The following is a 22,386-nucleotide window of genomic DNA, read 5'->3' on the forward strand; positions in this document are numbered from 1 at the left end:
GCCCGGACCCCCGTCAGGGGATCCGGGCCCGTCAGCCGGCCTGAAAGATCAGGCCTCGTCCTTCTTCGCCTCAGCGGCGGGGGTCTCCTCGGCGGCGGCCTCGGGGGCCTCCACCTCGGTCTCCTCAGCCGCGGAAGCCGCGGGCGCCTCGGTCTCCTCAGCGGCGGCCGGCGCCGGAGCGGCGGCAGCGGCGGGAGCCTCGGTGCGGCGGGTCGTGACGGCGTTCAGCGGCTCGGTCACCAGCTCGATGACGGCCATGGGGGCGTTGTCACCCTTACGCGCGCCGATCTTGGTGATGCGGGTGTAGCCACCCGGACGCTCGGCGAACGTCACCGCGATCTCGGTGAAGAGGTGGTGAACGACGCCCTTGTCCCGAACGACGGTCAGGACCTGGCGACGGTTGTGGATGTCGCCCTTCTTCGCCTTGGTGATCAGGCGCTCCGCCAGCGGACGGAGGCGCTTGGCCTTCGTGACCGTCGTGCGGATCTTGCCGTGGCGGAACAGATCGGTGGCGAGGTTCGCCAGGATCAGCCGCTCGTGCGCCGGGCTGCCGCCAAGACGTGCACCCTTGGTGGGCTTGGGCATTTCATCTCTCCTTGGAGGTTCACCCGCCCCGGCCGTACCAGGTACCGGGGTCGGGCCGCCAGGCCCCCGGGAAGGGGGCCCGCGCTATCTGGATTAGTACTGCTCGGTCTCGACGTACGCGCTGTCGTCGTCGTCGTAGCCGCCGCCGGCCACCGCGCTCGGGTCGAACCCGGGCGGGGAGTCCTTGAGCGCCAGCGACATCTCGTGCAGCTTCTGCTTGACCTCTTCGATCGACTTGGCGCCGAAATTCCTTATATCGAGAAGGTCCTGCTCGCTGCGGGCCACGAGCTCACCCACGGTGTGGATGCCCTCGCGCTTGAGGCAGTTGTAGGAGCGAACGGTCAGGTTCAGCTCCTCGATCGGCAGCGCCAGATCGGCGGCCAGGGCGGCGTCGGTCGGCGACGGGCCGATGTCGATGCCCTCGGCCTCGACGTTGAGCTCGCGGGCCAGGCCGAAGAGCTCGACGAGGGTCTTACCGGCGGAGGCCACCGCGTCGCGGGGCTTCATCGCCGGCTTGGTCTCGACATCGAGGATGAGACGGTCGAAGTCGGTGCGCTGCTCGACTCGGGTCGCCTCGACCTTGTAGGTGACCTTGAGCACCGGGGAGTAGATCGAGTCGATCGGAATGCGACCGATCTCCTGGCCGGGCTGCTTGTTCTGCGCGGCGGAGACGTAACCGCGACCGCGCTCGACGGTCAGCTCCATCTCCAGCTTCGCCTTGCCGTTGAGCGTGGCGATGCGCAGCTCGGGGTTGTGCACCTCGACACCGGCCGGCGGCGCGATGTCGGCGGCGGTGACCTCACCCGGGCCCTGCTTGCGCAGGTACATCACGACCGGCTCGTCGTGCTCGGAGGAGACGACCAGTTCCTTGAGGTTGAGGATGATGTCGGTGACGTCTTCCTTGACCCCGGGAACGGTCGAGAACTCGTGCAGCACGCCCTCGATGCGAATGCTCGTCACGGCCGCGCCCGGAATGGACGACAGCAGCGTGCGGCGCAGCGAGTTGCCGATGGTGTAGCCGAAGCCCGGCTCCAGCGGCTCGATGACGAATCGGGACCGGGTGTCGTCGATCGACTCTTCGAGAAGAGTCGGACGCTGAGCGATCAGCATGTGTGGGTCTCCCCTTGTCGTGTGACGCCCGCTATATGACGCCACTCCGATAAACAGCCTAGTCCGGGTACGGCATTCCGCACCCGGACCGGACGAGCTACTACTTACTTCGAGTAGTACTCGACGATGAGCTGCTCCTGGACCTGGGTGTCAATCTGCTGGCGAACCGGCAGCTGGTGAACCAGGACGCGGAGCTTCTCCGGCACGACGCCGAGCCACGCGGGCACGGTGCGGTCGCCGGCGGTGGCGCGAGCCACCTCGTAGGGCAGGAGGTTCCGCTTGGACTCGCGGACCTCGATGATGTCGTGCTCGCGAACGCGGTACGACGGGATGTCGACCTTGCGGCCGTTCACGGTGATGTGACCGTGGCGGACCTGCTGGCGAGCGGCGTCACGCGACTGAGCGAGACCGGCGCGGAAGACGACGTTGTCGAGACGGGTCTCCAGGATCTGGAGCAGCACCTCGCCCGACTTGCCGCTCTTGCCCGCGGCCTCCTCGTAGTAGTTGCGGAACTGCTTCTCGAGGACACCGTAGATGCGACGGGTCTTCTGCTTCTCACGAAGCTGAAGCTGGTACTCGGACTCCTTGGGACGTCCGCGGCCGTGCTCACCCGGGGGGTAAGGACGGATCTCGATGGGGCACTTGGCGGACTCGCACTTGCTGCCCTTGAGGAAGAGCTTGGTCTTCTCACGACGGCAGAGCTTGCAGTCCGCGCCCGTGTAACGAGCCATTTCTCAATATCTCCTGGTCAGACGCGGCGGCGCTTGGGCGGACGGCAGCCGTTGTGCGGCACCGGGGTGACGTCCTGGATCGAACCCACTTCGAGGCCGGTGGCCTGCAGCGAGCGGATCGCGGTCTCACGGCCGGAGCCGGGACCCTTGACGAAGACGTCGACCTTGCGCATGCCGTGCTCCATGGCGCGACGCGCGGCATTCTCGGCGGCCATCTGAGCGGCGAACGGGGTGGACTTACGGGAGCCCTTGAAACCCACGTGGCCGGCGCTGGCCCAGGAGATCACGTTCCCGTTGGGGTCGGTGATCGAAACGATCGTGTTGTTGAACGTGCTCTTGATGTGGGCGTGCCCGTGAGCGACGTTCTTCTTTTCCTTGCGGCGCACCTTCTTGGGCGCGCCCTGGCGGCTCTTAGGAGGCATCCTTTGCCTTCACTCCTGAGGTCTTCGGTCCCGCGGCTGCGTGGACTACTTCTTACCGGGCTTCTTCTTGCCGGCGACGGTCTTCTTCTTGCCCTTACGGGTGCGCGCGTTGGTCTGCGTGCGCTGACCGTGGACCGGCAGGCCCTTGCGGTGCCTGATGCCCTGGTAGCAACCGATTTCGATCTTGCGACGGATGTCGGCCTGGACCTCGCGGCGCAGGTCACCCTCGATCTTGAAGTTCGCCTCGATGTAGTCACGCATCGGGACGAGCTCGGTGTCGGAGAGCTGGTGCACGCGGAGGTCGCCGCTCACGCCGGTGGCCTCGAGGACCTCCTGGGCGCGGGTGCGGCCGATTCCGAAAATGTAGGTGAGAGCGATCTCCAGCCGCTTGTCGCGGGGGAGGTCGACGCCAACCAGGCGAGCCATGGTCGGGCATTCTCCTTCGTTGTGGCGGAGGTCTTGCGACTCACTACCCCTCCCCAATGCCCGGGGTGAGGGCCCCGGCCTCCGACCGGGGGTCTCCCAAGTGGTTCGGGCCCGGAGGCCCGCCTTCTCAAGTGTGAGACGCGACTACTTGTGCAGGCTCCTCATACGTCGAGCCCGCTCCCTGATCGGGGCGGACTCGGAGGGCCTTGCGGCGACTAGCCCTGGCGCTGCTTGTGGCGCAGGTTGTCGCAGATCACCATGACGCGACCGTGCCGGCGGATCACCTTGCACTTGTCGCAGATCTTCTTGACGCTCGGCTTAACCTTCATTGTCCTTCGTGTTCCTCAGACGTGCTTCCTTGCGGGCGAAGCTCTTGCCTAACGGCGCGATGTCCTCGCTACGCTGCGGATTTCGCCGTTACTTGTATCGGTAGACGATCCGCCCACGACTGAGGTCGTAGGGGCTCAGTTCAACGACTACCCGGTCGTCAGGAAGAATTCGGATGTAGTGCATCCGCATCCGTCCGCTGATGTGGGCCAGGACCTTATGGCCGTTGTCGAGCTGCACCCGGAACATGGCGTTCGGGAGCGATTCGACCACAGTGCCCTCGATCTCGATGGCGCCGTCTTTTTTGGCCAAAATTCCTCGCGTTTCACTGATCGATCGTCTGAGGCTCCGGTTCACTACGCAGCCGCGACCATCACGCTTCGAAGAGAGCGACGATCAATAAGGATCGCCGACGCGTGACAAGTCATAGTGAGCCGACTAAGGAGTGTACGACACCTGAGCCAAAAACGCGAAACGCGTGCCAGGTGTCCTGACACAACCACGTAAGAGTCTACACCCCCACCACCAATCCTCTGACACACAGCGGAAGACCCGCCAAGGGAGAGAGTCCCGGCGGGTCTTCCTGTGGAGAGGGCTCCTAGTAGATGCGGTGCTGCCCACCGCAGTACTTGAACTTGCCGCCCCAGCAGGTGTACGTGTAGAGCTTCTTGATCCCCTTGAGGCTCCACTGGTGGTGGTACGAGCCGTTCCAGGCGTAGAAGTGCTTGCCGGAGCCGCCGTTCTTGAACGTGTAGCGGAACCAGACGTAGCCCTTCTTCGGCGTGAACTCCTTGCCGTACCAGTGGGTGTAGACCTTGCCGCCCTTGCTCCAGGTCTTGCCGTAGGTGTAGGCCTTCTTGTTGCTCGAGTAGTACTTGCCCCAGTTCCCCATGGAGCTCGTGGCCTGCGTCGCGCTGGTGGCGCTGGTGGCCGCCTGCGCGGCCGGGGCCACGGCGAGACCGGTGAGGGCGAACGAGCCGGCGAGGGCGGCGGCTGCAAGGACCTTGCGCATGTGGTTTCCTCCGTGATTCGTGTTCCCGACACGACTCACGTTAGGAATCCGGGCGTATCCGTTCTGCGCACGAATGCACACAGTGCACTACTGCACACACATCTACGATCGCTTAGAGTGATCGTTCCCGAAGATGCTGCTGAGCAGCAGAATCACACCCCACGGGCCCATGACCCACAGCGGCCAGGGATAGATCAGGTCGCCCGAGGTGAGGCTCACGATCAGCCAGATCACCCAGTTGATGCCGCTGGCCACGGCCCAGGCGCTCCAGGCCGCCTTCATCCCGGAGTGCATGCCCCGCTGGGCGGGAGCCGCGGCCGACGCCTTGACCGGCAGGTTGCGCAGGTCGACGTCGGGCAGGTCGGTCGTTAACTTGGCCAGCTCGCCGTAGGTCTTGCTCTTGTAGAGCTGCTCCAGCCGCTCGTTGAACTCGTCCATCGTGATGCGGCCCTGCGCGGTGTGCTCGCGGAGGATGGCGGCGACACGATCGCGGTCGGCGTCGGAGGCACGCATCTCGGGGCTGTTCGCCATCCCACCAACTCCCGGCTAGTTCTGCAGTTGGGCCAGGCGCTCTTTGCCCCCATCGAGGGCGGTGAGCACCCAAGGACCATTATGTGTCACGGCGACGCTGTGTTCGAAGTGTGCGGACTGCTTGCCGTCGATCGTTACCACGGTCCACTCGTCGGGCAGCACGCGGGTGCGCTCCGTGCCGAGGTTCACCATGGGCTCGATGGCCAGGCACATGCCCTCTTCGAGCACCGGGCCCCTGCCGGGCTTGCCGTGGTTGGCGATCCACGGGTCCATGTGCATCTCGGTGCCGATGCCGTGGCCACCGTACTCGGGCGGGATGCCGAAGCGGCCCTGCGACTTGACGTACCGCTCCACCTCGTAGCCGATGTCGGACAGGTGGCGGCCGGGCGTCAGCGCGGCGATGCCGCGCCACATCGACTCCTCCGTGATCCGCATCAGCTCGGTCAGCTTGGGATCCACCTCACCGACCGGGACCGTGACGGCCGAGTCGCCGTGCCAGCCCTCCAGGATCGCGCCGCAGTCGATGGAGATGATGTCGCCCTCGCGCAGCTTGCGGGCGTCGCTCGGGATGCCGTGCACCACCTCGTCGTTCACCGACGCACAGATGGTCGCGGGGAAGCCCTGGTAGCCCTTGAACGACGGGATCGCGCCCTCGTCCCTGATCGCCTTCTCGGCGATGACGTCGAGGTCGAGCGGCGTCATGCCGGGCCGCACCGAGCGCTTCAGCAGGTCGAGCGTGCGCCCGACCACCAGGCCCGCCGCGCGCATCTTCTCGAGCTGCTCCGGCGACTTGATCTGGATGCCGTGCCTGTTGCGTTTGAACATCTTCTGCCCCCCTGGGTCTCAACGGGCCACTGTGGGGGCCCAATTCCCCCCACAATAACCGCGAGGTGGCACGGAACACCGTGCCACCTCCGCAATCGGTCGTGCTGGAGAGCCGCTAGCCCATGAACGGCCGGATAGCGTCCATGGCCCGCTGGGTGACCTCTTCGACCGGGCCCGTCGCGTCAACACCCACCAGGATGCCCTCGTCGGCGTAGTAGGAGACCAGCGGCGCCGTCTGCTCCTGGTAGACCTCCAGGCGGTGCCTGACGGTCTGCTCCTTGTCGTCGTCACGCTGGAAGAGCGCGCCCCCGCACGCGTCGCACTTGTCGTCCTTCTTGTCATCGAACTCGACGTGCCAGATGCGGCCGCACTGGCTGCAGGTGCGCCGGCCGGCCAGCCGCCTGACCACCTCGTCGTCATCGACGACGAGTTCGAGAACGAGGTCGAGCGCCTGGCCCCAGTCCTTGAGCATGTCGCGCAGGATCTCCGCCTGCGCGACGTTCCTCGGGAAGCCGTCGAGCAGGAACCCGTCCTGCGCGTCGTCTTCGGACAGACGGTCGCGGACCATGGCGATGGTGACCTCGTCGGGCACCAGGTCGCCACGGTCCATGAACGTCTTGGCCAGCTTGCCAAGGTCCGTGCCGCCGGAGACGTTGGCACGGAAGATGTCACCTGTCGAGATCTTCGGGATGGACAGGTTCGATGCGATGTACTGGGCCTGTGTCCCCTTACCCGCTCCGGGGGGCCCGACCAGAACGAGACGCACTACCGCAGGAAACCTTCGTAGTTGCGCTGCTGCAGCTGGCTCTCGATCTGCTTCACCGTGTCCAGGCCGACGCCTACCATGATCAGAATGCTCGTCCCTCCGAACGGGAAGTTCTGGCTCGCACCGGCCACCGCGAGGGCGACGATCGGGACCATGGAGATCAGACCCAGATAGAGCGCGCCAGGCGCGGTCAGACGGGTGAGCACGAAGTTCAGGTATTCAGCCGTCGGACGGCCGGGACGGATGCCCGGAATGAAACCACCGTACTTCTTCATGTTGTCGGCGACTTCAGCGGGGTTGAACGTGATGGACACGTAGAAGTACGTGAAGAAAATGATCAGCAGGAAGAACGTGGCCATGTAGATGGGCGTGTCGCCCGTGGCCAGGTTCTGCGAGATCCAGCGGATCACCACGTTGTCGCTCGTCTGGAAGAGCGAGGTGATGAGCTGCGGCAGGTAGAGCAGCGAGGACGCGAAGATCACCGGGATGATGCCGGCCTGGTTGACCTTCAGCGGGATGTAGGTGGACGTGCCGCCGTACATCCTGCGGCCCACCATGCGCTTGGCGTACTGGACCGGAATGCGGCGCTGCGCCTGCTCGACGAAGACCACCGCGGCGATCATGAAGATACCGACGACCATGACGACCGCGAAGGTGAACTTGTTCGCCTGGAAGATGTTGGCCAGCTCGGACGGGAAGACCGCGACGACCTGGGTGAAGATCAGAATCGACATGCCGTTGCCGACGCCGCGGTCGGTGATGAGCTCACCGAGCCACATGATCACCGACGTGCCGGCCGTCATGATGACCACCATCGTGACGATGCCGAAGATGTCGTCGGGGTTCTGCAGAACGTCCTGCTGGCAGTTCGGGAAAAGCTGACCGGTACGGGCCAGCGCGATGAAGGCGGTCGACTGGAGAACGGCGAGACCGATAGTGAGATAACGCGTATACTGCGTGATCTTCGTCTGGCCGGCCTGGCCTTCCTTCTTGAGCGCCTCGAGGCGTGGAATGACCACGACGAGCAATTGCAGAATGATGCTCGCGGTGATGTACGGCATGATGCCCAGCGCGAACACCGACAGCTTCAGCAGCGCGCCGCCGCTGAACAGCTGAACCATCCCGTAGATGTTGCCGGCTGCGCCTTCACGGGCCTGGTCGAAACACGCGGCGAGGTTCTGGACGTGGACTCCCGGGGTCGGCAGAACCGAGCCGAGACGGAAAAGCGCGATGATGCCCAGGGTGAAGAGCAACTTCTTGCGCAGGTCCGGTGTCCGGAACGCCCGGGTAAACGCGGTCAGCACGGTCCCTCCTGCGCGCCTTTACGGCGTTGTGAGTATGCGATGGTGCGGGGATCTGCCATCTGAAGTCTCATTGTCAAACGAGCCCGACAGAATCCTGCCGTCTCGCGAACTCTAACGCACTACGGGCGTGGGGGCCCATTGTCAAAGCCCCCACGCCTCGTCATAGCGTTACTACAGCTCGGTAACGGAACCACCGGCGGCGGCGATCTTCTCCTTCGCGGAGGACGAGAAGGCGTGAGCCTGCACGTTCACCGCGACCGAGATCTCACCCGTGCCGAGCACCTTCACCAGCTGGTTCTTGCGAACAGCACCCTTGGCGACCAGGGCCTCGACGGTGACCTCGCCACCCTCGGGGAACAGCTCGCCCAGCCTGTCGAGGTTGACGACCTGGTAGGTCGTCTTGAACAGGGCGTTGGAGAAGCCCTTGAGCTTCGGCAGACGCCTCTGCAGCGGCACCTGGCCACCCTCGAAGCCGAGGGGAACCGTGGTGCGGGCGTGGCTGCCCTTGGTGCCGCGACCCGACGTCTTACCCTTGGACGCCTCGCCACGACCCTTACGGATCTTGGCCTTGTTGGCGCCAGGGGCCGGACGCAGGTCGTGAATCTTCAGCGGAGCCTTGTCAGTCATGACTAGTCGACCTCTTCCACCTCGACGAGGTGCGTCACCACGGAGACCATCCCGCGAATCTCGGGCCGGTCCTCCTTGACGACGACATCGCCGATTCGCTTCAGGCCAAGCGAACGCAGCGAGTCACGCTGGTTCTGCTTGCCACCGATCTTCGAGCGAACCTGAGTGATCTTCAGGCGTGCCATGACTAGCTCACCGCCTTCGCGGCCGCCGCCTCGGCGAGACCCTCACGCTGAGCCTTCAGCATGGCGGCCGGGGCAACGTCCTCGATCGGCAGGCCACGGCGGGCGGCGATCTCCTCGGGCCGGGAAAGGCCCTTCAGAGCCGCCACGGTGGCGTGCACGATGTTGATCGGGTTGTCCGAGCCGAGCGACTTGGACAGCACGTCGTGGATGCCGGCGCACTCCAGGACCGCGCGCACGGGGCCACCGGCGATGACGCCGGTACCGGCCGAGGCCGGACGCAGGAAGACGACACCGGCCGCCTCCTCGCCCTGCACGGTGTGCGGAATCGTGCCCTGGATCCGAGGCACCTTGAAGAAGTGCTTCTTCGCCTCTTCGACACCCTTGGCGATGGCCGCGGGGACTTCCTTGGCCTTGCCATAGCCGACGCCGACCAAGCCGTTGCCGTCACCGACGACGACGAGGGCGGTGAAGCTGAAGCGACGACCACCCTTCACGACCTTGGCCACTCGGTTGATCTTCACTACGCGCTCGATGTACGAGACGCCCTTGTCGGCGGCGCCACCGCGGCGATCGTCACGACGGTCCCGCCGCTCGCCACCGGTGCCGCCACCGCGACGCGGAGCTGCAGCCATCAGTGGTTCCTCTTCTCAGTTGCCATCATTTGCGATCCTCGGGCTGGCATCAGAACTCGAGCCCGCCCTCGCGAGCGCTGTCAGCCAGCGCCGCGATCCGACCTGCATACCGGTTGCCACCGCGGTCGAAGACGACCGCCGTGATCCCGGCTTCCTTGGCCCGCTGAGCGAGGAGCTCGCCGACCTTCTTGGCCTTCTCCGTCTTGTCCGCCTCCAGCGTGCGCAGCGAGGGGTCCATGGTGGACGCGCTCACCAGCGTGTGGCCGACGGTGTCGTCCACGATCTGGACGAACATGTGACGGGTCGAACGGTTGACGACCAGGCGCGGGCGCGCGGTCGTGCCGACGACGTTCTTGCGGACGCGGCGGTGACGGCGGGCCCGCGAGACGGTGCGGGCAGCCGTGTGCTTGCTGAACGCAGTCTTCGGAGCCATGCCTACTTACCAGCCTTTCCGACCTTGCGGCGGATCTGTTCGCCCTGGTAACGCACGCCCTTGCCCTTATACGGGTCAGGCTTGCGCAACTTGCGGATGTTGGCCGCGACCTCGCCGACCTTCTGCTTGTCGATGCCGTCCACGTGGAACAGGGTCGGCTTCTCGACACGGAAGGTGACGCCCTCGGGGGCGTCGACGATGACCGGGTGACTGAAGCCCAGTGCGAACTCCAGCTGCGTCGGGCCCTTGGCCTGGACGCGGTAACCGACGCCGACGATCTCCAGGGTCTTCGAGTAACCCTGGGTGACGCCCTGCACCATGTTGGCGATGAGCGTCCGGGACAGGCCGTGCAGCGCACGGACCTTGTTCTCGTCGTTGGGCCGGCTGACGGCGATGGCGCCGTCATCGTCCCGAGCCACCGCGATGGGCTCGGCGACCTTGTGAGAAAGCGTGCCCTTCGGGCCCTTTACCTGGACATCCCGGCCGTCGATCGTGATGTCTACGCCGCTCGGCACAGGGATGGGCAGCCGTCCGATTCTCGACATGCTGTGTACCTCCCCTCTACCAGACGTAGGCGAGGACTTCCCCGCCCACGCCACGCTTGCCGGCCTGCTTGTCGGTCATGAGGCCGTGGGACGTCGAGATGATCGCGACGCCCAGTCCGCCCAGGACTCGAGGCAGGTTGTCCTTCTTCGCATAAACCCGCAGACCGGGCTTGGAAACCCGGCGCAGGCCCGCGAGCGAACGCTCACGGGTAGGCCCGAACTTGAGCTCCACCACGAGGTTCTTTCCAACCTTGGCGTCCTCGACGGTCCAAGCCTGGATGTAACCCTCCTGCTGGAGGATCTCGGCGATGTGCGCCTTGATCTTCGAGTACGGCATCGACACGCTGTCGTGGTACGCCGAATTCGCGTTACGCAGACGTGTGAGCATGTCTGCGATCGGGTCGGTCATCGTCATGGCCAGTGGCCTTCCTCGCCGCGGTTTCCAGTCGGCCAAGCAATGCTCTGCCGGTGGACCTTCGGCGCGGTCACGGACGCGGATGCGTCCTGTTTGATACTGGATATATGGGCCTGGGGGGCGGCACCAGGCCGCCCCTCAGGGTACATACCTGCGGGACGGCGCAGAGCCGACCCCTCAGGTTACCTACCAGCTCGACTTGGTGATGCCGGGCAGCTCGCCCCGGTGCGCCATCTCGCGGAAGCACACGCGGCAGAGCCCGAACTTCCTGTAGACGGCGCGCGGACGCCCACAGCGCGTGCAACGGGTGTACGCCCGGACCTCGAACTTCTGCTTGCGCCCCGCCTTGGCGATCAGCGACTTCTTCGCCATTGGATCAGGCCTCCTTGAACGGGAAGCCGAGGAGCTTCAGCAGCGCCCGGCCCTGGTCGTCGTTCTTCGCGGTGGTCACGATCGTGATGTCCATGCCCCGCGGCCGGTCGACCTTGTCCTGGTCGACCTCGTGGAACATGACCTGCTCGGTCAGACCGAAGGTGTAGTTGCCGTTGCCGTCGAACTGCTTCGGCGACAGGCCGCGGAAGTCCCGGATACGGGGCAGGGCCAGCGCCAGCAGGCGGTCGAGGAACTCCCACATGCGGTCACCGCGCAGCGTGACGTGCGCGCCGATCGGCATGCCCTCACGCAGCTTGAACTGCGCGATGGACTTACGGGCCCGGACGACGGCCGGCTTCTGACCGGTGATCACGGTGAGGTCGCGCACGGCGCCCTCGATCAGCTTCGAGTCGCGAGCCGCCTCGCCGACGCCCATGTTGACCTTGATCTTGGTCAGGCCGGGGATCTGCATGACGTTCTCGATGCCGAACTGCTCGCGAAGCTGGGCCGCGATCTCCTCGCGGTACTTCGTCTTGAGTCGCGGCGTCGGACGCTCGGTCTCAGTGGTGGTGGCGGTCATCAGCTGTCCTCACCCGTCGTCTCGTCGGCCTTCTTCTCGTCGGCCTTCTTCTCGGCGGGCTTGTCGTCCTTGAGCTTCTTCACGTTCGAGACGTGGATGGGAGCCTCCATGGACTGCACGCCGCCGGTCTTGGCGCCGCGCGGACCCTGGTGGGTCTCCTTGGTGTGCTTCTTGATCATGTTGATGCCCTCGACGACCACGCGGTCCTCGCTCGGGTACGTCGCGATGACGTGACCCTTGGCACCCTTGTCCTTGCCGGCGATGACCTGGACCAGGTCACCCTTCTTCACATGCAGCTTCGGCATTTACAACACCTCCGGGGCGAGCGAGATGATGCGCATGAACTTCTTGTCGCGCAGCTCGCGGCCCACCGGGCCGAAGATACGAGTGCCACGAGGGTCACCGCTGTCCTTGATGATGACGGCGGCGTTCTCGTCGAAGCGGATGTAGGAGCCGTCGGGCCGGCGGCGCTCCTTGACCGTGCGGACGATGACGGCCTTGACCACGTCGCCCTTTTTGACGCCCGTGCTGCCCGGCAGCGCGTCCTTGACAGTGGCGACGATGATGTCGCCGATACCGGCGTAGCGTCGGCCCGAGCCGCCGAGAACACGGATGCAAAGGATTTCCTTCGCGCCCGTGTTGTCGGCGATCTTGAGCCGCGACTCCTGCTGGATCACGTTGAGCTCCTGGGTTAGTCGCGCTGGTCCTCACGCGGGGGCTCTGCCCCCGCGGACCCCCGAGACTGCAGCGTGCTTCGCACTTTCTTACTCATCGCAAAGCTCGCTTTGCGATGTGCTTCGCACGCCACTGTTCGACGAGGTCACAGAACAGAACTTCTGCTTGAGCCTGGCGGAACTGTCATTGTCTTGTTCCTCCGGCCACAGCGCCCCTGGGGGCGCCGCACCGCAGGCGACGCGAGGCCGGTGGGCCCCGCGTCCTTGGACGCCGTCATGGGAGCTCTGGGAGCTCCCACGAGGCGCGGTATATCCGAGAAGGAGTGTTACTTGGCCTTCTCGAGGATCTCCACGACCCTCCACCGCTTGGTGGCGGAGAGGGGGCGGGTCTCCATGAGCAGCACGCGGTCGCCGACGCCACAGGCGTTGGCCTCGTCGTGTGCCTTGTACTTGGTCGTACGGCGGATGACCTTGCCGTACAGACGGTGCTTCACGCGGTCCTCGACGGCGACGACGACGGTCTTGTCCATCTTGTCGCTGACGACGAGGCCCTCGCGGACCTTGCGGAAGTGCCGGGACTCAGTGGTCTCGGTCGTCTCGTTGGTCTCGGTCTCAGCCATCGCTCGTCTCCTTCTCGACCGTGACGATGCCCAGCTCGCGCTCGCGCATCACGGTGTAGATACGGGCGATCTCGCGGCGGACGGCACGCAGCCGCCCGTGGCTCTCCAACTGACCGGTCGCCGCCTGGAAGCGGAGGTTGAACAGCTCCTCCTTGGCCTCCTTGAGCTTCTGGACCAGGGTGTCCTGGTCCTCGACTCGCAGCTCGCCGGCGGTCAGGCCCTTAGCCATCACGCCTCACCCACTTCACGCTTAACGATCTTGCACTTCATCGGCAGCTTGTGGATCGCGCGCTGAAGCGCTTCGCGAGCGATCGGCTCCGCAACGCCGGACAGCTCGAACATCACGCGTCCGGGCTTGACGTTGGCGATCCACCACTCCGGTGAACCCTTACCGGAACCCATGCGGGTCTCGGCGGGCTTCTTCGTGAGGGGACGGTCGGGGTAGATGTTGATCCACACCTTGCCGCCACGGCGGATGTGACGGGTCATGGCGATACGAGCGGACTCGATCTGGCGGTTGGTCACGTAGGAGTGCTCAATCGCCTGAATGCCGAACTCGCCGAACACGACCCTGGTGCCGCCCTTGGCGGCTCCGCTGCGGTCAGGCCGGTGCTGCTTGCGGTGCTTGACCCTGCGCGGGATCAGCATGGTCAGCTCCCTTCAGCACCCGGCTGCGCAGCCGGGCCGGTCTCGGGGGCGGCACCAGAGGCCGCCCCAGTGTTGGACTCAGTGCGGGGGGCGCGGTCACCACGGCCGCCGCCACGACGGGGGCGGTCGCCGCCACCACGACGCGGACGGTCGCCACCGCCGCCGCCGCCACCACGACGGTCGTCGCGGTCACGACGCTGGCCGGCGCGAGCACCGGCGGCAGCCGCCTCGCGCTCGGCGCGGCTGGTGGGAGCCTCGCCCTTGTAGATCCAGACCTTCACGCCGATGCGGCCGAAGGTCGTACGGGCCTCGTAGAAGCCGTAGTCGATGTCCGCGCGAAGGGTGTGCAGCGGCACGCGACCCTCACGGTAGAACTCCGACCGCGACATCTCAGCGCCGCCGAGACGACCGGAGCACTGGACACGGATGCCCTTGGCGCCGGACTTCATGGCGGACTGCATCGCCTTGCGCATGGCGCGGCGGAACGAGACACGGCTCGAAAGCTGCTCGGCAACACCCTGAGCGACGAGCTGAGCGTCGATCTCCGGGTTCTTGACCTCGAGGATGTTGAGCTGGACCTGCTTCTTGGTCAGCTTCTCGAGGTCGCCACGGATACGGTCCGCCTCGGCGCCGCGGCGGCCGATCACGATGCCGGGACGCGCGGTGTGGATGTCCACCTGCACGCGGTCCGTCGTGCGCTCGATCTCGACCTTGGAGATGCCGGCCCGCTCCATGCCCTTCTGCAGCATGCGACGGATCGACACGTCCTCGGCGACGTACGACTTGTACAGCTTGTCGGCGTACCACCGGCTCTTGAAGTCGGTCGTGATGCCGAGGCGGAACCCGTGCGGGTTAACCTTCTGGCCCACTATCGGGTCCTTCCCTTCGGCTCGCGGGACTCCACGATCACGGTGATGTGGCTCGTCCGCTTGTTGATCCGATAGGCGCGACCCTGTGCACGCGGACGGAACCGCTTCAGCGTCGGGCCCTCGTCGACCCACGCGCGGCTCACGACGAGCGTGCTGGGGTCGAGATCGAAGTTGTGCTCGGCATTCGCCATGGCGCTGCTGAGCACCTTGTAGATCGGCTCGCTCGCCGACTGGGGAGCGAACTGCAGCACGGCCTGCGCCTCCGAAGCGGGCAGCCCGCGAATAAGGTCCACCACGCGGCGGGCCTTGAGGGGCGTGACACGGACGAACCGCGCCTGAGCCCTGGCTTCCATCGCTTACTCCTCTTAACTGCTTCTGAAGGCGTCTATCGCCGGCTGCGCCGGTCGTCCTTGACGTGGCTGCGGAAGGTCCGCGTGGGAGCGAACTCTCCGAGCTTGTGGCCGATCATCGACTCGGTCACGAACACCGGGACGTGCTTGCGGCCGTCGTGCACGGCGATCGTGTGCCCGAGCATGTCGGGAACGATCATGGAGCGCCGCGACCACGTCTTGATGACGGTCTTGGTGCCCTTCTCGTTCTGGACGTCGACCTTCTTCTGAAGGTGACCGTCCACGAAGGGACCCTTCTTAAGGCTACGTGGCATTTCGGCTGCTCCTACCGCTTCTTCCTCTTGGACCGACGGCGGATGATCAGCCTGTCGCTGGCCTTGTTCGCCTGACGGGTACGGCCCTCGGGCTTGCCCTTGGGGTTCACCGGGTGACGACCACCGGAGGTCTTACCCTCACCACCACCGTGCGGGTGGTCGACGGGGTTCATCGCGACACCACGGACGGTCGGGCGCTTGCCCTTCCACCGCATACGGCCGGCCTTGCCCCAGTTGATGTTGGCCTGCTCGGCGTTGCCGACCTGACCCACCGTGGCGCGGCAGCGCACGTCGACCATGCGCATTTCGCCGGACGGCATACGCAGCGTGGCGTAGGTGCCCTCCTTGGCGAGCAGCTGGATCTGGGCACCGGCGGAACGGCCGAGCTTGGCGCCACCGCCCGGACGGAGCTCCACCGCGTGGATGAAGGTACCGGTCGGGATGTTGCGCAGCGGCAGGCAGTTGCCCGGCTTGATGTCGGCACCGGGGCCGTTCTCGATGCGGTCACCCTGCTTGAGGCCCGTCGGCGCGATGATGTAGCGCTTCTCGCCATCGGCATAGTGGAGCAGAGCGATGTTGGCGGTGCGGTTGGGGTCGTACTCGATGTGAGCGACCTTGGCCGGAATGCCGTCCTTGTCATGCCTACGGAAGTCAATGATCCGGTAGGCGCGCTTGTGACCGCCGCCCTGGTGGCGAGCGGTGACTCGGCCGTGTACGTTGCGGCCGCCCTTGCTGTGAAGGGGCGCAAGCAACGACTTCTCGGGGGTGCTGCGGGTGATCTCGGAGAAGTCCGAGACACTCGATCCGCGGCGACCTGGAGTCGTCGGCTTGTACTTACGGATGCCCATCTTTTTCGTTCATCCTTCGTCGGTTACATGGGTGAGCCCGCCGCACCGAAGTGCGACGGTCTCAGCCCCGCGCAAGCCATGCGGCCTGCACTCACTTCTATGGCTGCTAGCCGATCTGACCGAAGATGTCGATCCGATCGTCTCCCACCAGGCTCACGATCGCGCGCTTGGTGTCGGGACGCTTGCCGAAACCGGTGCGGGTGCGCTTGCGCTTGCCCTGCCGGTTGATCGTGTTCACGCTGGTGACCTTGACCCCGAAGATCTGCTCTACAGCGATCTTGATCTGGGTCTTGTTGGCGTTCTTCTTCACCAGGAACGTGTACTTGTTGTTCTCATCGATCAGGCCGTAGCTCTTCTCAGAGACGACCGGCTTGATGATGACGTCGCGCGGGTCGGCGATCTTCTCCATCAGGCCTCTTCCTTCCCGCTGTTGCTCAGGCGGGCGACGACCTGGTCGTACGCCTCCTGCGTGAAGACCACGTCGTCGTGCACGAGCACGTCGTACGTGTTGAGCTGCCCGGCGTCCAGCAGGTGGACCTCGGGGGCGTTGCGCAGGCTCAGCCAGCTCAGCTCGTCGGCCTCGTCGACGACGACGAGCACGCGAGGAGACTGGGTGATCTTACGCAGGGCCTCCAGGGCGGCCTTGGTCTTGGGGGTCTCGCCCGTGACCAGCTTGCTGACCACGTGGACGCGACCGCCGCCGGCCCTGTCGGAGAGCGCGCCGCGCAGAGCGGCGGACTTCATCTTCTTGGGCGTACGCTGCGAGTAGTCGCGCGGCACCGGACCGTGGACGACGCCACCGCCGGTGAACTGCGGCGCACGGGTCGAACCCTGACGGGCGCGGCCGGTGCCCTTCTGGCGGTACGGCTTCTTGCCACCGCCGGAGACCTCACCACGGCTCTTGGCCTTGTGGGTGCCCTGCCGGCGAGCGGCAAGCTGGGCGACGACCACCTGGTGGATCAGCGGAACGTTGACCTTGGCCCCGAAGATGTCCTCGGGGAGGTCAACCGTGCCCGTCTTCGCGCCGCTGGCGTCGAGGACGTCAATAGTGGTGCTCACTTGGCAGCCCCCTTCTTGGCAGCGGTACGGACGAGGACCAGGCTCCCGTTGGCGCCGGGAATCGCACCCTTGATCAGGATGAGACCGTTCTCGGCGTCCACGGAGTGAACCTTCAGGCTCTGCACGGTGGTGCGGACGTTACCCATCCGGCCAGCCATGCGCAGACCCTTGAAAACGCGGCCCGGGGTGGCGCAGCCACCGATGGAACCCGGCGAGCGGTGCTTGCGCTGCGTACCGTGCGACGCGCCCAAGCCCTTGAAGCCGTGACGCTTCATGACACCGGCGAAGCCCTTGCCCTTGCTCTTGCCCGTCACATCGACGAACTGGCCCGCTTCGAAAGTGTCGGCCAGCAGTTCCTGGCCCAGGGTGTAGTCGCTCGCGTCGTCGGTGCGGATCTCCGCGAAGTAACGGCGCGGGGTGATGTCGTGCTTACGCAGGTAGTCGCCGAGCGGCTTGTTGACCTTCCTGGGGTCGACCTGCCCGAAACCGAGCTGAACGGCGGCGTAGCCGTCCTTCTCGGCGGTGCGGACGCGGGTCACCACGCACGGACCGGCCTCGACCACGGTCACCGGGACCATCCGGTTGTCCGCGTCGAAGACCTGGGTCATGCCGAGCTTCTTGCCCAGGACGCCCTTGATCGTCTTAGCCATGTCAGTGCGTTCCCTCAGAGCTTGATCGAAATGTCGACACCCGCGGGGAGGTCGAGCCGCATGAGCGAGTCAACCGTCTTGGGGGTCGGGTCGATGATGTCAATCAGCCGCTTGTGCGTGCGCATCTCGAAGTGCTCGCGGCTGTCCTTGTACTTGTGCGGCGAGCGGATGACGCAGTACACGTTCTTCTCGGTCGGCAGCGGCACCGGGCCCGCGACCTTCGCGCCAGTCCGCGTCACCGTCTCGACGATCTTCTTGGCCGAGCTATCGATGACCTCGTGGTCATAGGCCTTGAGCCGAATGCGGATCTTCTGTCCCGCCATAGTGGCCTCGGTGTCCTTCGCTGTCGTCTGAAAAAGTATCGTGCGGCCTGTTGCCGCTATGTTCACGCAGGTCGAAGCCTGCGTTACCCCACGAGACAGACGTAGTCGATCTGCCTTTTCTTCCGTGATCCGGCAGTGACTTCGGTCACCTGGGCCGAAGCGACTGCTGGATCACGGCGCTTTACGTGGAGCTCTCATCGTTGCGGCGGTCGGTCCCGGTGAGGGGGCCGACCGCCGCCCCGACGGTCTGGCTACTTGAGGATCTTCACGACCCGGCCGGCGCCGACGGTGCGGCCACCCTCACGGATCGCGAACTTGAGGCCTTCCTCCATGGCGATGGGCTGGATCAGCTCAACGCGCATTTCGGTGTTGTCGCCCGGCATGACCATCTCGGTGCCCTCGGGGAGGTTCACCACACCGGTCACGTCAGTCGTACGGAAGTAGAACTGCGGGCGGTAGTTGTTGAAGAACGGCGTGTGGCGGCCGCCCTCGTCCTTGGACAGGATGTAGACCTGGCCCGTGAACTCGGTGTGCGGGGTCGTCGTGCCCGGCTTGATGATGCACTGGCCGCGCTCGACGTCGTCACGCTTGATGCCACGGAGCAGCAGGGCGGCGTTGTCGCCGGCCTGACCCTCGTCGAGCATCTTGTTGAACATCTCGATGCTGGTGACGGTGGTGGTGGTCTTCTCATCCTTGATGCCGATGATGTCGACCTGCTCGTTGACCTTGACGATGCCGCGCTCGATACGACCGGTGACGACCGTGCCACGACCGGTGATCGAGAAGACGTCCTCGACCGGCATGAGGAACGGCTTCTCCGTCTCACGGGGAGGCTCGGGAACGTTCTCGTCGACGGCGTTCATCAGCTCGATGATGCTGTCGGCCCACTTCTCGTCGCCCTCAAGAGCCTTGAGCGCGGAGACGCGGATGACCGGCAGGTCGTCGCCGGGGAACTCCTGAGCGGACAGGAGCTCACGAACCTCGAGCTCGACGAGCTCCAGGATCTCCTCGTCGTCCACCATGTCGGACTTGTTGAGCGCCACGACGATGTAGGGGACGCCGACCTGGCGGGCCAGGAGGACGTGCTCCTTCGTCTGCGGCATCGGGCCGTCAGTGGCGGCGACCACGAGGATGGCGCCGTCCATCTGAGCGGCACCGGTGATCATGTTCTTCACGTAGTCGGCGTGACCGGGGCAGTCAACGTGAGCGTAGTGACGCTTCTCGGTCTGGTACTCGACGTGCGCGATCGAGATCGTAATGCCGCGAGCCTTCTCCTCGGGCGCCTTGTCGATCTTGTCGAACGGGGTCGCCTTGTTGAGCTCGGGGAAACGGTCGTGAAGCACCTTGGTGATCGCCGCGGTCAGCGTGGTCTTGCCGTGGTCGATGTGTCCAATGGTGCCGATGTTCATGTGCGGCTTAGTCCGCTCGAACTTGGCCTTGCCCACTGGTTCTCTCCTTGAGAATCTGACTGACTTTGTCTACACACTCGGGCCCGGGAACTCCCGAACCCCTTGGCGGTGGGATGGCTCGCACCACCCCACCAGGGACCAGGACAGTAGTCCCGGCCCGATCCCTCGCGGGATCGGACTGGTTACTACTCGCCCCGGGCCTTCGCGACGATCTCCTTGGCGATGCCCGGGGGCACCTCCGCGTAGGAGTCGAACTGCATGCTGTAGCTCGCGCGCCCCTGCGTCTTGCTACGCAGGTCACCCACGTAGCCGAACATCTCAGACAGCGGCACGAGCGCCTCGACGACGCGGGCGCCGGCCCGCTCGTTCATCGCCTGGATCTGCCCGCGGCGACCGTTGAGGTCACCGATGACGTCACCCATGTAGTCCTCGGGCGTGGTGACCTCGACGGCCATCATCGGCTCGAGGAGCACAGCGTCCGCCTTGCGCGCGGCCTCCTTGAAGGCCATCGAGCCGGCGATCTTGAAGGCCATTTCCGAGGAGTCGACGTCGTGGGCCGCACCGTCGGTCAGCGTAACCTTCACGCCCACCATCGGGTAACCGGCCAGCACGCCGAACTCGGCGGCCTCCTGGGCACCCGCGTCGACCGAGGGGATGTATTCCCTCGGGACACGGCCACCCGTGACCTTGTTCTCGAACTCGTAGCCGTCGTTGCCCTCGCCCAGCGGCTCAAGGTTGATGATCACCCGCGCGAACTGACCGGAACCACCGGTCTGCTTCTTGTGGGTGTAGTCGAGCTTCTCCACCTTGCGGCGGATCGTCTCGCGGTAGGCCACCTGCGGACGGCCGACGTTGGCCTCGACCTTGAACTCGCGACGCATACGGTCGACGAGGATCTCCAGGTGAAGCTCGCCCATGCCCCAGATGACCGTCTGACCGGTCTCCTCGTCACGGCGGACCTGGAAGGACGGGTCCTCCTCGGCCAGCCGCTGGATGGCGGTCGACAGCTTCTCCTGGTCACCCTTGGTCTTGGGCTCGATGGCGACGTTGATGACCGGAGCCGGGAACGTCATCGACTCGAGCACGACCGGGTTGGACGGGTCGGAGAGGGTGTCACCAGTGGTGGTGTCCTTCAGGCCCATGACCGCCACGATCTGACCAGCGATCGCCGTGGGGCGCTCTTCGCGCTTGTTGGCGTGCATCTGGTAGATCTTGCCGATCCGCTCCTTCTTCCCCTTCACAGAGTTGACGACCTGTGAACCGGTCTCGAGCGTGCCCGAGTAGATGCGGATGTAGGTCAGCTTGCCCAGGTGCGGGTCGCTGGCGATCTTGAAGGCCAGAGCGGAGAACGGCTCGGTCGGGTCCGCGTGACGCTCGATCTCCTTCTCCTCGTTGCCGACCGCGTGGCCCTTGAAGGCCGGGATGTCGGTCGGCGCGGGGAGGTAGGCGACGATCGCGTCGAGCAGGGGCTGAACGCCCTTGTTCTTGAACGCGGTGCCGCAGAGCACCGGGTTGATGGCGCTGGCCAGCGTGGCGCGGCGCAGGGCCGCGACCAGCTGCTCCTCGGTGGGCTCGGTGCCCTCGAGGTAGAGCTCCATCAGCTCGTCGTCGTTCTCGGCGACCGTCTCGATGAGGCGGTCACGCCACTCACGAGCGGCCTCGGCGTGGTCGGCCGGGATGTCGACGACGTCGTACATCTCGCCCTTGGCCGCCTCGGCGCTCCAGATGAGGCCCTGCATCTTGATGAGGTCGATGACGCCCTTGAAGTCGGCCTCAACGCCCCACGGAAGCTGGATGACAGCCGGGGTCGCCCCAAGGCGGCTGATCATCATGTCGACGCAGCGGTGGAACTCCGCGCCGACCCGGTCCATCTTGTTGACGAAGCAGATCCGGGGGACGTCATACCGGTCAGCCTGCCGCCACACCGTCTCCGACTGCGGCTCGACACCGGCGACGCCGTCGAACACGGCGACGGCACCGTCGAGGACGCGGAGCGAACGCTCCACCTCGATGGTGAAGTCGACGTGACCCGGGGTGTCGATGATGTTGATCGTGTGACCGGTCCACTCACAGGTGGTCGCGGCCGACGTGATCGTGATGCCGCGCTCCTGCTCCTGCTCCATCCAGTCCATCGTGGCAGCGCCCTCGTGGACTTCACCGATCTTGTAGTTGATACCGGTGTAGAACAGGATGCGTTCGGTCGTGGTGGTCTTGCCCGCGTCGATATGGGCCATGATCCCGATGTTTCGGACCTTGGCCAGGTCAAGAGCGGTCTGGGTGGCCACTTCTCTCGCGTCCTCGTCGTCTCGTCGAACCCGCTGTTACCAGCGGTAGTGGGCGAAGGCCTTGTTGGACTCGGCCATCTTGTGGGTGTCCTCGCGCTTCTTCACGCTCGCCCCGAGGCCGTTGCTGGCGTCGAGGAGCTCGTTCATGAGGCGCTCGGTCATGGTCTTCTCGCGGCGGGCGCGGGAGTACTGCACCAGCCAGCGCAGGGCCAGGGTGGTGCTGCGCGCGGCGCGCACCTCGACCGGCACCTGGTACGTCGCGCCACCGACGCGGCGGCTGCGGACCTCGAGGGTCGGCTTGACGTTGTCAAGCGCGCGCTTCAGGGTGACGACCGGGTCGTTGCCCGTCTTGTCCCTGCAGCCCTCGAGGGCGCCGTAGACGATCGACTGCGCGATGGAGCGCTTGCCGTCCAGGAGCACCTTGTTGATCAGTGCGGTCACCAGCGGCGAGCTGTAGACCGGGTCAGCCATGAGCTGACGACGGCCAGGAGAACCCTTACGAGGCATTG

The 22,386-nt window shown here is 65.4% G+C and carries 36 protein-coding genes; all 36 read right to left on the minus strand.

Translation table 11 applies throughout. The features are described 5' to 3' along the window. Nucleotides 1-48: 48 nt before the first annotated feature. Entirely contained in the window at nucleotides 49-585 is a 537-nt protein-coding gene (gene rplQ / locus C4V41_RS38185; RefSeq protein ID WP_103960865.1) for a 50S ribosomal protein L17, read from the minus strand. A 93-nt stretch (nucleotides 586-678) separates the two neighbouring features. Continuing rightward, entirely contained in the window at nucleotides 679-1,695 is a 1,017-nt protein-coding gene (locus C4V41_RS38190) for a DNA-directed RNA polymerase subunit alpha (RefSeq protein ID WP_103960866.1), read from the minus strand. A gap of 104 nt (nucleotides 1,696-1,799) precedes the next feature. Next, complete coding sequence (gene rpsD, locus C4V41_RS38195) at nucleotides 1,800-2,426, minus strand: 30S ribosomal protein S4 (protein ID WP_103960867.1); 627 nt, start codon at nucleotides 2,424-2,426, stop codon at nucleotides 1,800-1,802. A 17-nt stretch (nucleotides 2,427-2,443) separates the two neighbouring features. Then, entirely contained in the window at nucleotides 2,444-2,848 is a 405-nt protein-coding gene (gene rpsK / locus C4V41_RS38200) for a 30S ribosomal protein S11 (protein WP_020542285.1), read from the minus strand. A 45-nt stretch (nucleotides 2,849-2,893) separates the two neighbouring features. Further along, a complete protein-coding gene (gene rpsM, locus C4V41_RS38205) occupies nucleotides 2,894-3,274 on the minus strand; it encodes a 30S ribosomal protein S13 (RefSeq protein WP_103960868.1) in 381 nt (126 codons plus the stop codon). Between the two features lie 215 nt (nucleotides 3,275-3,489). Beyond that, nucleotides 3,490-3,603, minus strand: a complete 114-nt coding sequence (gene rpmJ, locus C4V41_RS38210; protein ID WP_003956441.1) for a 50S ribosomal protein L36 — start codon at nucleotides 3,601-3,603, stop codon at nucleotides 3,490-3,492. An 88-nt stretch (nucleotides 3,604-3,691) separates the two neighbouring features. Then, a complete protein-coding gene (gene infA / locus C4V41_RS38215) occupies nucleotides 3,692-3,913 on the minus strand; it encodes a translation initiation factor IF-1 (protein ID WP_012887858.1) in 222 nt (73 codons plus the stop codon). Nucleotides 3,914-4,199: 286 nt separating this feature from the next. Continuing rightward, complete coding sequence (locus C4V41_RS38220) at nucleotides 4,200-4,613, minus strand: hypothetical protein (protein ID WP_103960869.1); 414 nt, start codon at nucleotides 4,611-4,613, stop codon at nucleotides 4,200-4,202. 102 nt (nucleotides 4,614-4,715) lie between these two features. After that, nucleotides 4,716-5,144 (minus strand): DUF1707 SHOCT-like domain-containing protein, encoded by a 429-nt coding sequence (locus tag C4V41_RS38225; RefSeq protein WP_103960870.1) that lies wholly within the window; start codon nucleotides 5,142-5,144, stop codon nucleotides 4,716-4,718. A gap of 15 nt (nucleotides 5,145-5,159) precedes the next feature. After that, nucleotides 5,160-5,969, minus strand: coding sequence for a type I methionyl aminopeptidase (map, locus tag C4V41_RS38230; protein WP_103960871.1), 810 nt, complete (start codon nucleotides 5,967-5,969; stop codon nucleotides 5,160-5,162). 115 nt (nucleotides 5,970-6,084) lie between these two features. Then, a complete protein-coding gene (locus tag C4V41_RS38235) occupies nucleotides 6,085-6,735 on the minus strand; it encodes an adenylate kinase (protein WP_103960872.1) in 651 nt (216 codons plus the stop codon). Further along, the gene (secY, locus tag C4V41_RS38240; RefSeq protein WP_103960873.1) at nucleotides 6,735-8,039 is read right to left on the minus strand and encodes a preprotein translocase subunit SecY; all 1,305 of its coding nucleotides are present in this window, start codon (nucleotides 8,037-8,039) and stop codon (nucleotides 6,735-6,737) included. Before secY ends, C4V41_RS38235 begins: the two co-directional genes overlap by 1 nt. Nucleotides 8,040-8,210: 171 nt before the next feature. Continuing rightward, nucleotides 8,211-8,666, minus strand: coding sequence for a 50S ribosomal protein L15 (gene rplO / locus C4V41_RS38245; protein ID WP_103960874.1), 456 nt, complete (start codon nucleotides 8,664-8,666; stop codon nucleotides 8,211-8,213). Between the two features lie 2 nt (nucleotides 8,667-8,668). After that, on the minus strand, nucleotides 8,669-8,851 hold the full coding sequence (gene rpmD / locus C4V41_RS38250) for a 50S ribosomal protein L30 (protein ID WP_080043226.1): 183 nt from the start codon (nucleotides 8,849-8,851) through the stop codon (nucleotides 8,669-8,671). Between the two features lie 2 nt (nucleotides 8,852-8,853). After that, the gene (gene rpsE / locus C4V41_RS38255; RefSeq protein WP_103960875.1) at nucleotides 8,854-9,483 is read right to left on the minus strand and encodes a 30S ribosomal protein S5; all 630 of its coding nucleotides are present in this window, start codon (nucleotides 9,481-9,483) and stop codon (nucleotides 8,854-8,856) included. A gap of 49 nt (nucleotides 9,484-9,532) precedes the next feature. Next, complete coding sequence (gene rplR / locus C4V41_RS38260; RefSeq protein WP_103960876.1) at nucleotides 9,533-9,916, minus strand: 50S ribosomal protein L18; 384 nt, start codon at nucleotides 9,914-9,916, stop codon at nucleotides 9,533-9,535. 2 nt (nucleotides 9,917-9,918) lie between these two features. Continuing rightward, nucleotides 9,919-10,461, minus strand: coding sequence for a 50S ribosomal protein L6 (gene rplF / locus C4V41_RS38265; RefSeq protein WP_103960877.1), 543 nt, complete (start codon nucleotides 10,459-10,461; stop codon nucleotides 9,919-9,921). Between the two features lie 16 nt (nucleotides 10,462-10,477). Beyond that, nucleotides 10,478-10,876: a 30S ribosomal protein S8 gene (rpsH, locus tag C4V41_RS38270; RefSeq protein WP_020542297.1), complete on the minus strand. Its 399-nt coding sequence runs from the start codon at nucleotides 10,874-10,876 to the stop codon at nucleotides 10,478-10,480. A 186-nt stretch (nucleotides 10,877-11,062) separates the two neighbouring features. Beyond that, nucleotides 11,063-11,248 carry a type Z 30S ribosomal protein S14 gene (locus C4V41_RS38275; protein WP_090769707.1) on the minus strand — a complete coding sequence of 62 codons (186 nt, stop codon included), beginning with the start codon at nucleotides 11,246-11,248 and terminating at the stop codon, nucleotides 11,063-11,065. Between the two features lie 4 nt (nucleotides 11,249-11,252). Next, the gene (gene rplE / locus C4V41_RS38280; RefSeq protein WP_103960878.1) at nucleotides 11,253-11,828 is read right to left on the minus strand and encodes a 50S ribosomal protein L5; all 576 of its coding nucleotides are present in this window, start codon (nucleotides 11,826-11,828) and stop codon (nucleotides 11,253-11,255) included. Continuing rightward, the gene (gene rplX / locus C4V41_RS38285) at nucleotides 11,828-12,133 is read right to left on the minus strand and encodes a 50S ribosomal protein L24 (RefSeq protein ID WP_103960879.1); all 306 of its coding nucleotides are present in this window, start codon (nucleotides 12,131-12,133) and stop codon (nucleotides 11,828-11,830) included. The genes rplE and rplX overlap by 1 nt, the downstream gene beginning before the upstream one ends. Further along, nucleotides 12,134-12,505, minus strand: coding sequence for a 50S ribosomal protein L14 (rplN, locus tag C4V41_RS38290; protein WP_103960880.1), 372 nt, complete (start codon nucleotides 12,503-12,505; stop codon nucleotides 12,134-12,136). A 323-nt stretch (nucleotides 12,506-12,828) separates the two neighbouring features. Further along, nucleotides 12,829-13,122 (minus strand): 30S ribosomal protein S17, encoded by a 294-nt coding sequence (rpsQ, locus tag C4V41_RS38295; RefSeq protein WP_103960881.1) that lies wholly within the window; start codon nucleotides 13,120-13,122, stop codon nucleotides 12,829-12,831. After that, on the minus strand, nucleotides 13,115-13,351 hold the full coding sequence (gene rpmC, locus C4V41_RS38300; protein ID WP_080047279.1) for a 50S ribosomal protein L29: 237 nt from the start codon (nucleotides 13,349-13,351) through the stop codon (nucleotides 13,115-13,117). Before rpmC ends, rpsQ begins: the two co-directional genes overlap by 8 nt. Then, entirely contained in the window at nucleotides 13,351-13,770 is a 420-nt protein-coding gene (gene rplP / locus C4V41_RS38305; RefSeq protein ID WP_055506387.1) for a 50S ribosomal protein L16, read from the minus strand. The genes rpmC and rplP overlap by 1 nt, the downstream gene beginning before the upstream one ends. A gap of 2 nt (nucleotides 13,771-13,772) precedes the next feature. Continuing rightward, the gene (gene rpsC, locus C4V41_RS38310; RefSeq protein WP_103960882.1) at nucleotides 13,773-14,639 is read right to left on the minus strand and encodes a 30S ribosomal protein S3; all 867 of its coding nucleotides are present in this window, start codon (nucleotides 14,637-14,639) and stop codon (nucleotides 13,773-13,775) included. Further along, nucleotides 14,639-14,992 carry a 50S ribosomal protein L22 gene (gene rplV, locus C4V41_RS38315; RefSeq protein WP_103960883.1) on the minus strand — a complete coding sequence of 118 codons (354 nt, stop codon included), beginning with the start codon at nucleotides 14,990-14,992 and terminating at the stop codon, nucleotides 14,639-14,641. The genes rpsC and rplV overlap by 1 nt, the downstream gene beginning before the upstream one ends. Nucleotides 14,993-15,024: 32 nt before the next feature. Beyond that, complete coding sequence (gene rpsS, locus C4V41_RS38320) at nucleotides 15,025-15,303, minus strand: 30S ribosomal protein S19 (protein ID WP_103960884.1); 279 nt, start codon at nucleotides 15,301-15,303, stop codon at nucleotides 15,025-15,027. 11 nt (nucleotides 15,304-15,314) lie between these two features. Beyond that, nucleotides 15,315-16,151 carry a 50S ribosomal protein L2 gene (gene rplB, locus C4V41_RS38325; protein WP_103960885.1) on the minus strand — a complete coding sequence of 279 codons (837 nt, stop codon included), beginning with the start codon at nucleotides 16,149-16,151 and terminating at the stop codon, nucleotides 15,315-15,317. A gap of 106 nt (nucleotides 16,152-16,257) precedes the next feature. Then, a complete protein-coding gene (gene rplW, locus C4V41_RS38330; protein ID WP_103960886.1) occupies nucleotides 16,258-16,560 on the minus strand; it encodes a 50S ribosomal protein L23 in 303 nt (100 codons plus the stop codon). Then, complete coding sequence (gene rplD / locus C4V41_RS38335) at nucleotides 16,560-17,210, minus strand: 50S ribosomal protein L4 (RefSeq protein ID WP_103960887.1); 651 nt, start codon at nucleotides 17,208-17,210, stop codon at nucleotides 16,560-16,562. Before rplD ends, rplW begins: the two co-directional genes overlap by 1 nt. Continuing rightward, on the minus strand, nucleotides 17,207-17,860 hold the full coding sequence (rplC, locus tag C4V41_RS38340) for a 50S ribosomal protein L3 (RefSeq protein ID WP_103960888.1): 654 nt from the start codon (nucleotides 17,858-17,860) through the stop codon (nucleotides 17,207-17,209). The genes rplD and rplC overlap by 4 nt, the downstream gene beginning before the upstream one ends. A gap of 14 nt (nucleotides 17,861-17,874) precedes the next feature. Then, nucleotides 17,875-18,183, minus strand: coding sequence for a 30S ribosomal protein S10 (gene rpsJ / locus C4V41_RS38345; protein WP_012887830.1), 309 nt, complete (start codon nucleotides 18,181-18,183; stop codon nucleotides 17,875-17,877). Between the two features lie 251 nt (nucleotides 18,184-18,434). Further along, on the minus strand, nucleotides 18,435-19,628 hold the full coding sequence (gene tuf, locus C4V41_RS38350; protein ID WP_103960889.1) for an elongation factor Tu: 1,194 nt from the start codon (nucleotides 19,626-19,628) through the stop codon (nucleotides 18,435-18,437). A 149-nt stretch (nucleotides 19,629-19,777) separates the two neighbouring features. Then, the gene (fusA, locus tag C4V41_RS38355; RefSeq protein WP_407670128.1) at nucleotides 19,778-21,826 is read right to left on the minus strand and encodes an elongation factor G; all 2,049 of its coding nucleotides are present in this window, start codon (nucleotides 21,824-21,826) and stop codon (nucleotides 19,778-19,780) included. An 87-nt stretch (nucleotides 21,827-21,913) separates the two neighbouring features. After that, the gene (rpsG, locus tag C4V41_RS38360; protein WP_055505082.1) at nucleotides 21,914-22,384 is read right to left on the minus strand and encodes a 30S ribosomal protein S7; all 471 of its coding nucleotides are present in this window, start codon (nucleotides 22,382-22,384) and stop codon (nucleotides 21,914-21,916) included. Nucleotides 22,385-22,386 lie beyond the last annotated feature (2 nt).

Origin of the sequence: Nonomuraea solani (assembly GCF_900108335.1) — a bacterium.
In the GTDB taxonomy this organism is placed as follows: domain Bacteria; phylum Actinomycetota; class Actinomycetes; order Streptosporangiales; family Streptosporangiaceae; genus Nonomuraea; species Nonomuraea solani.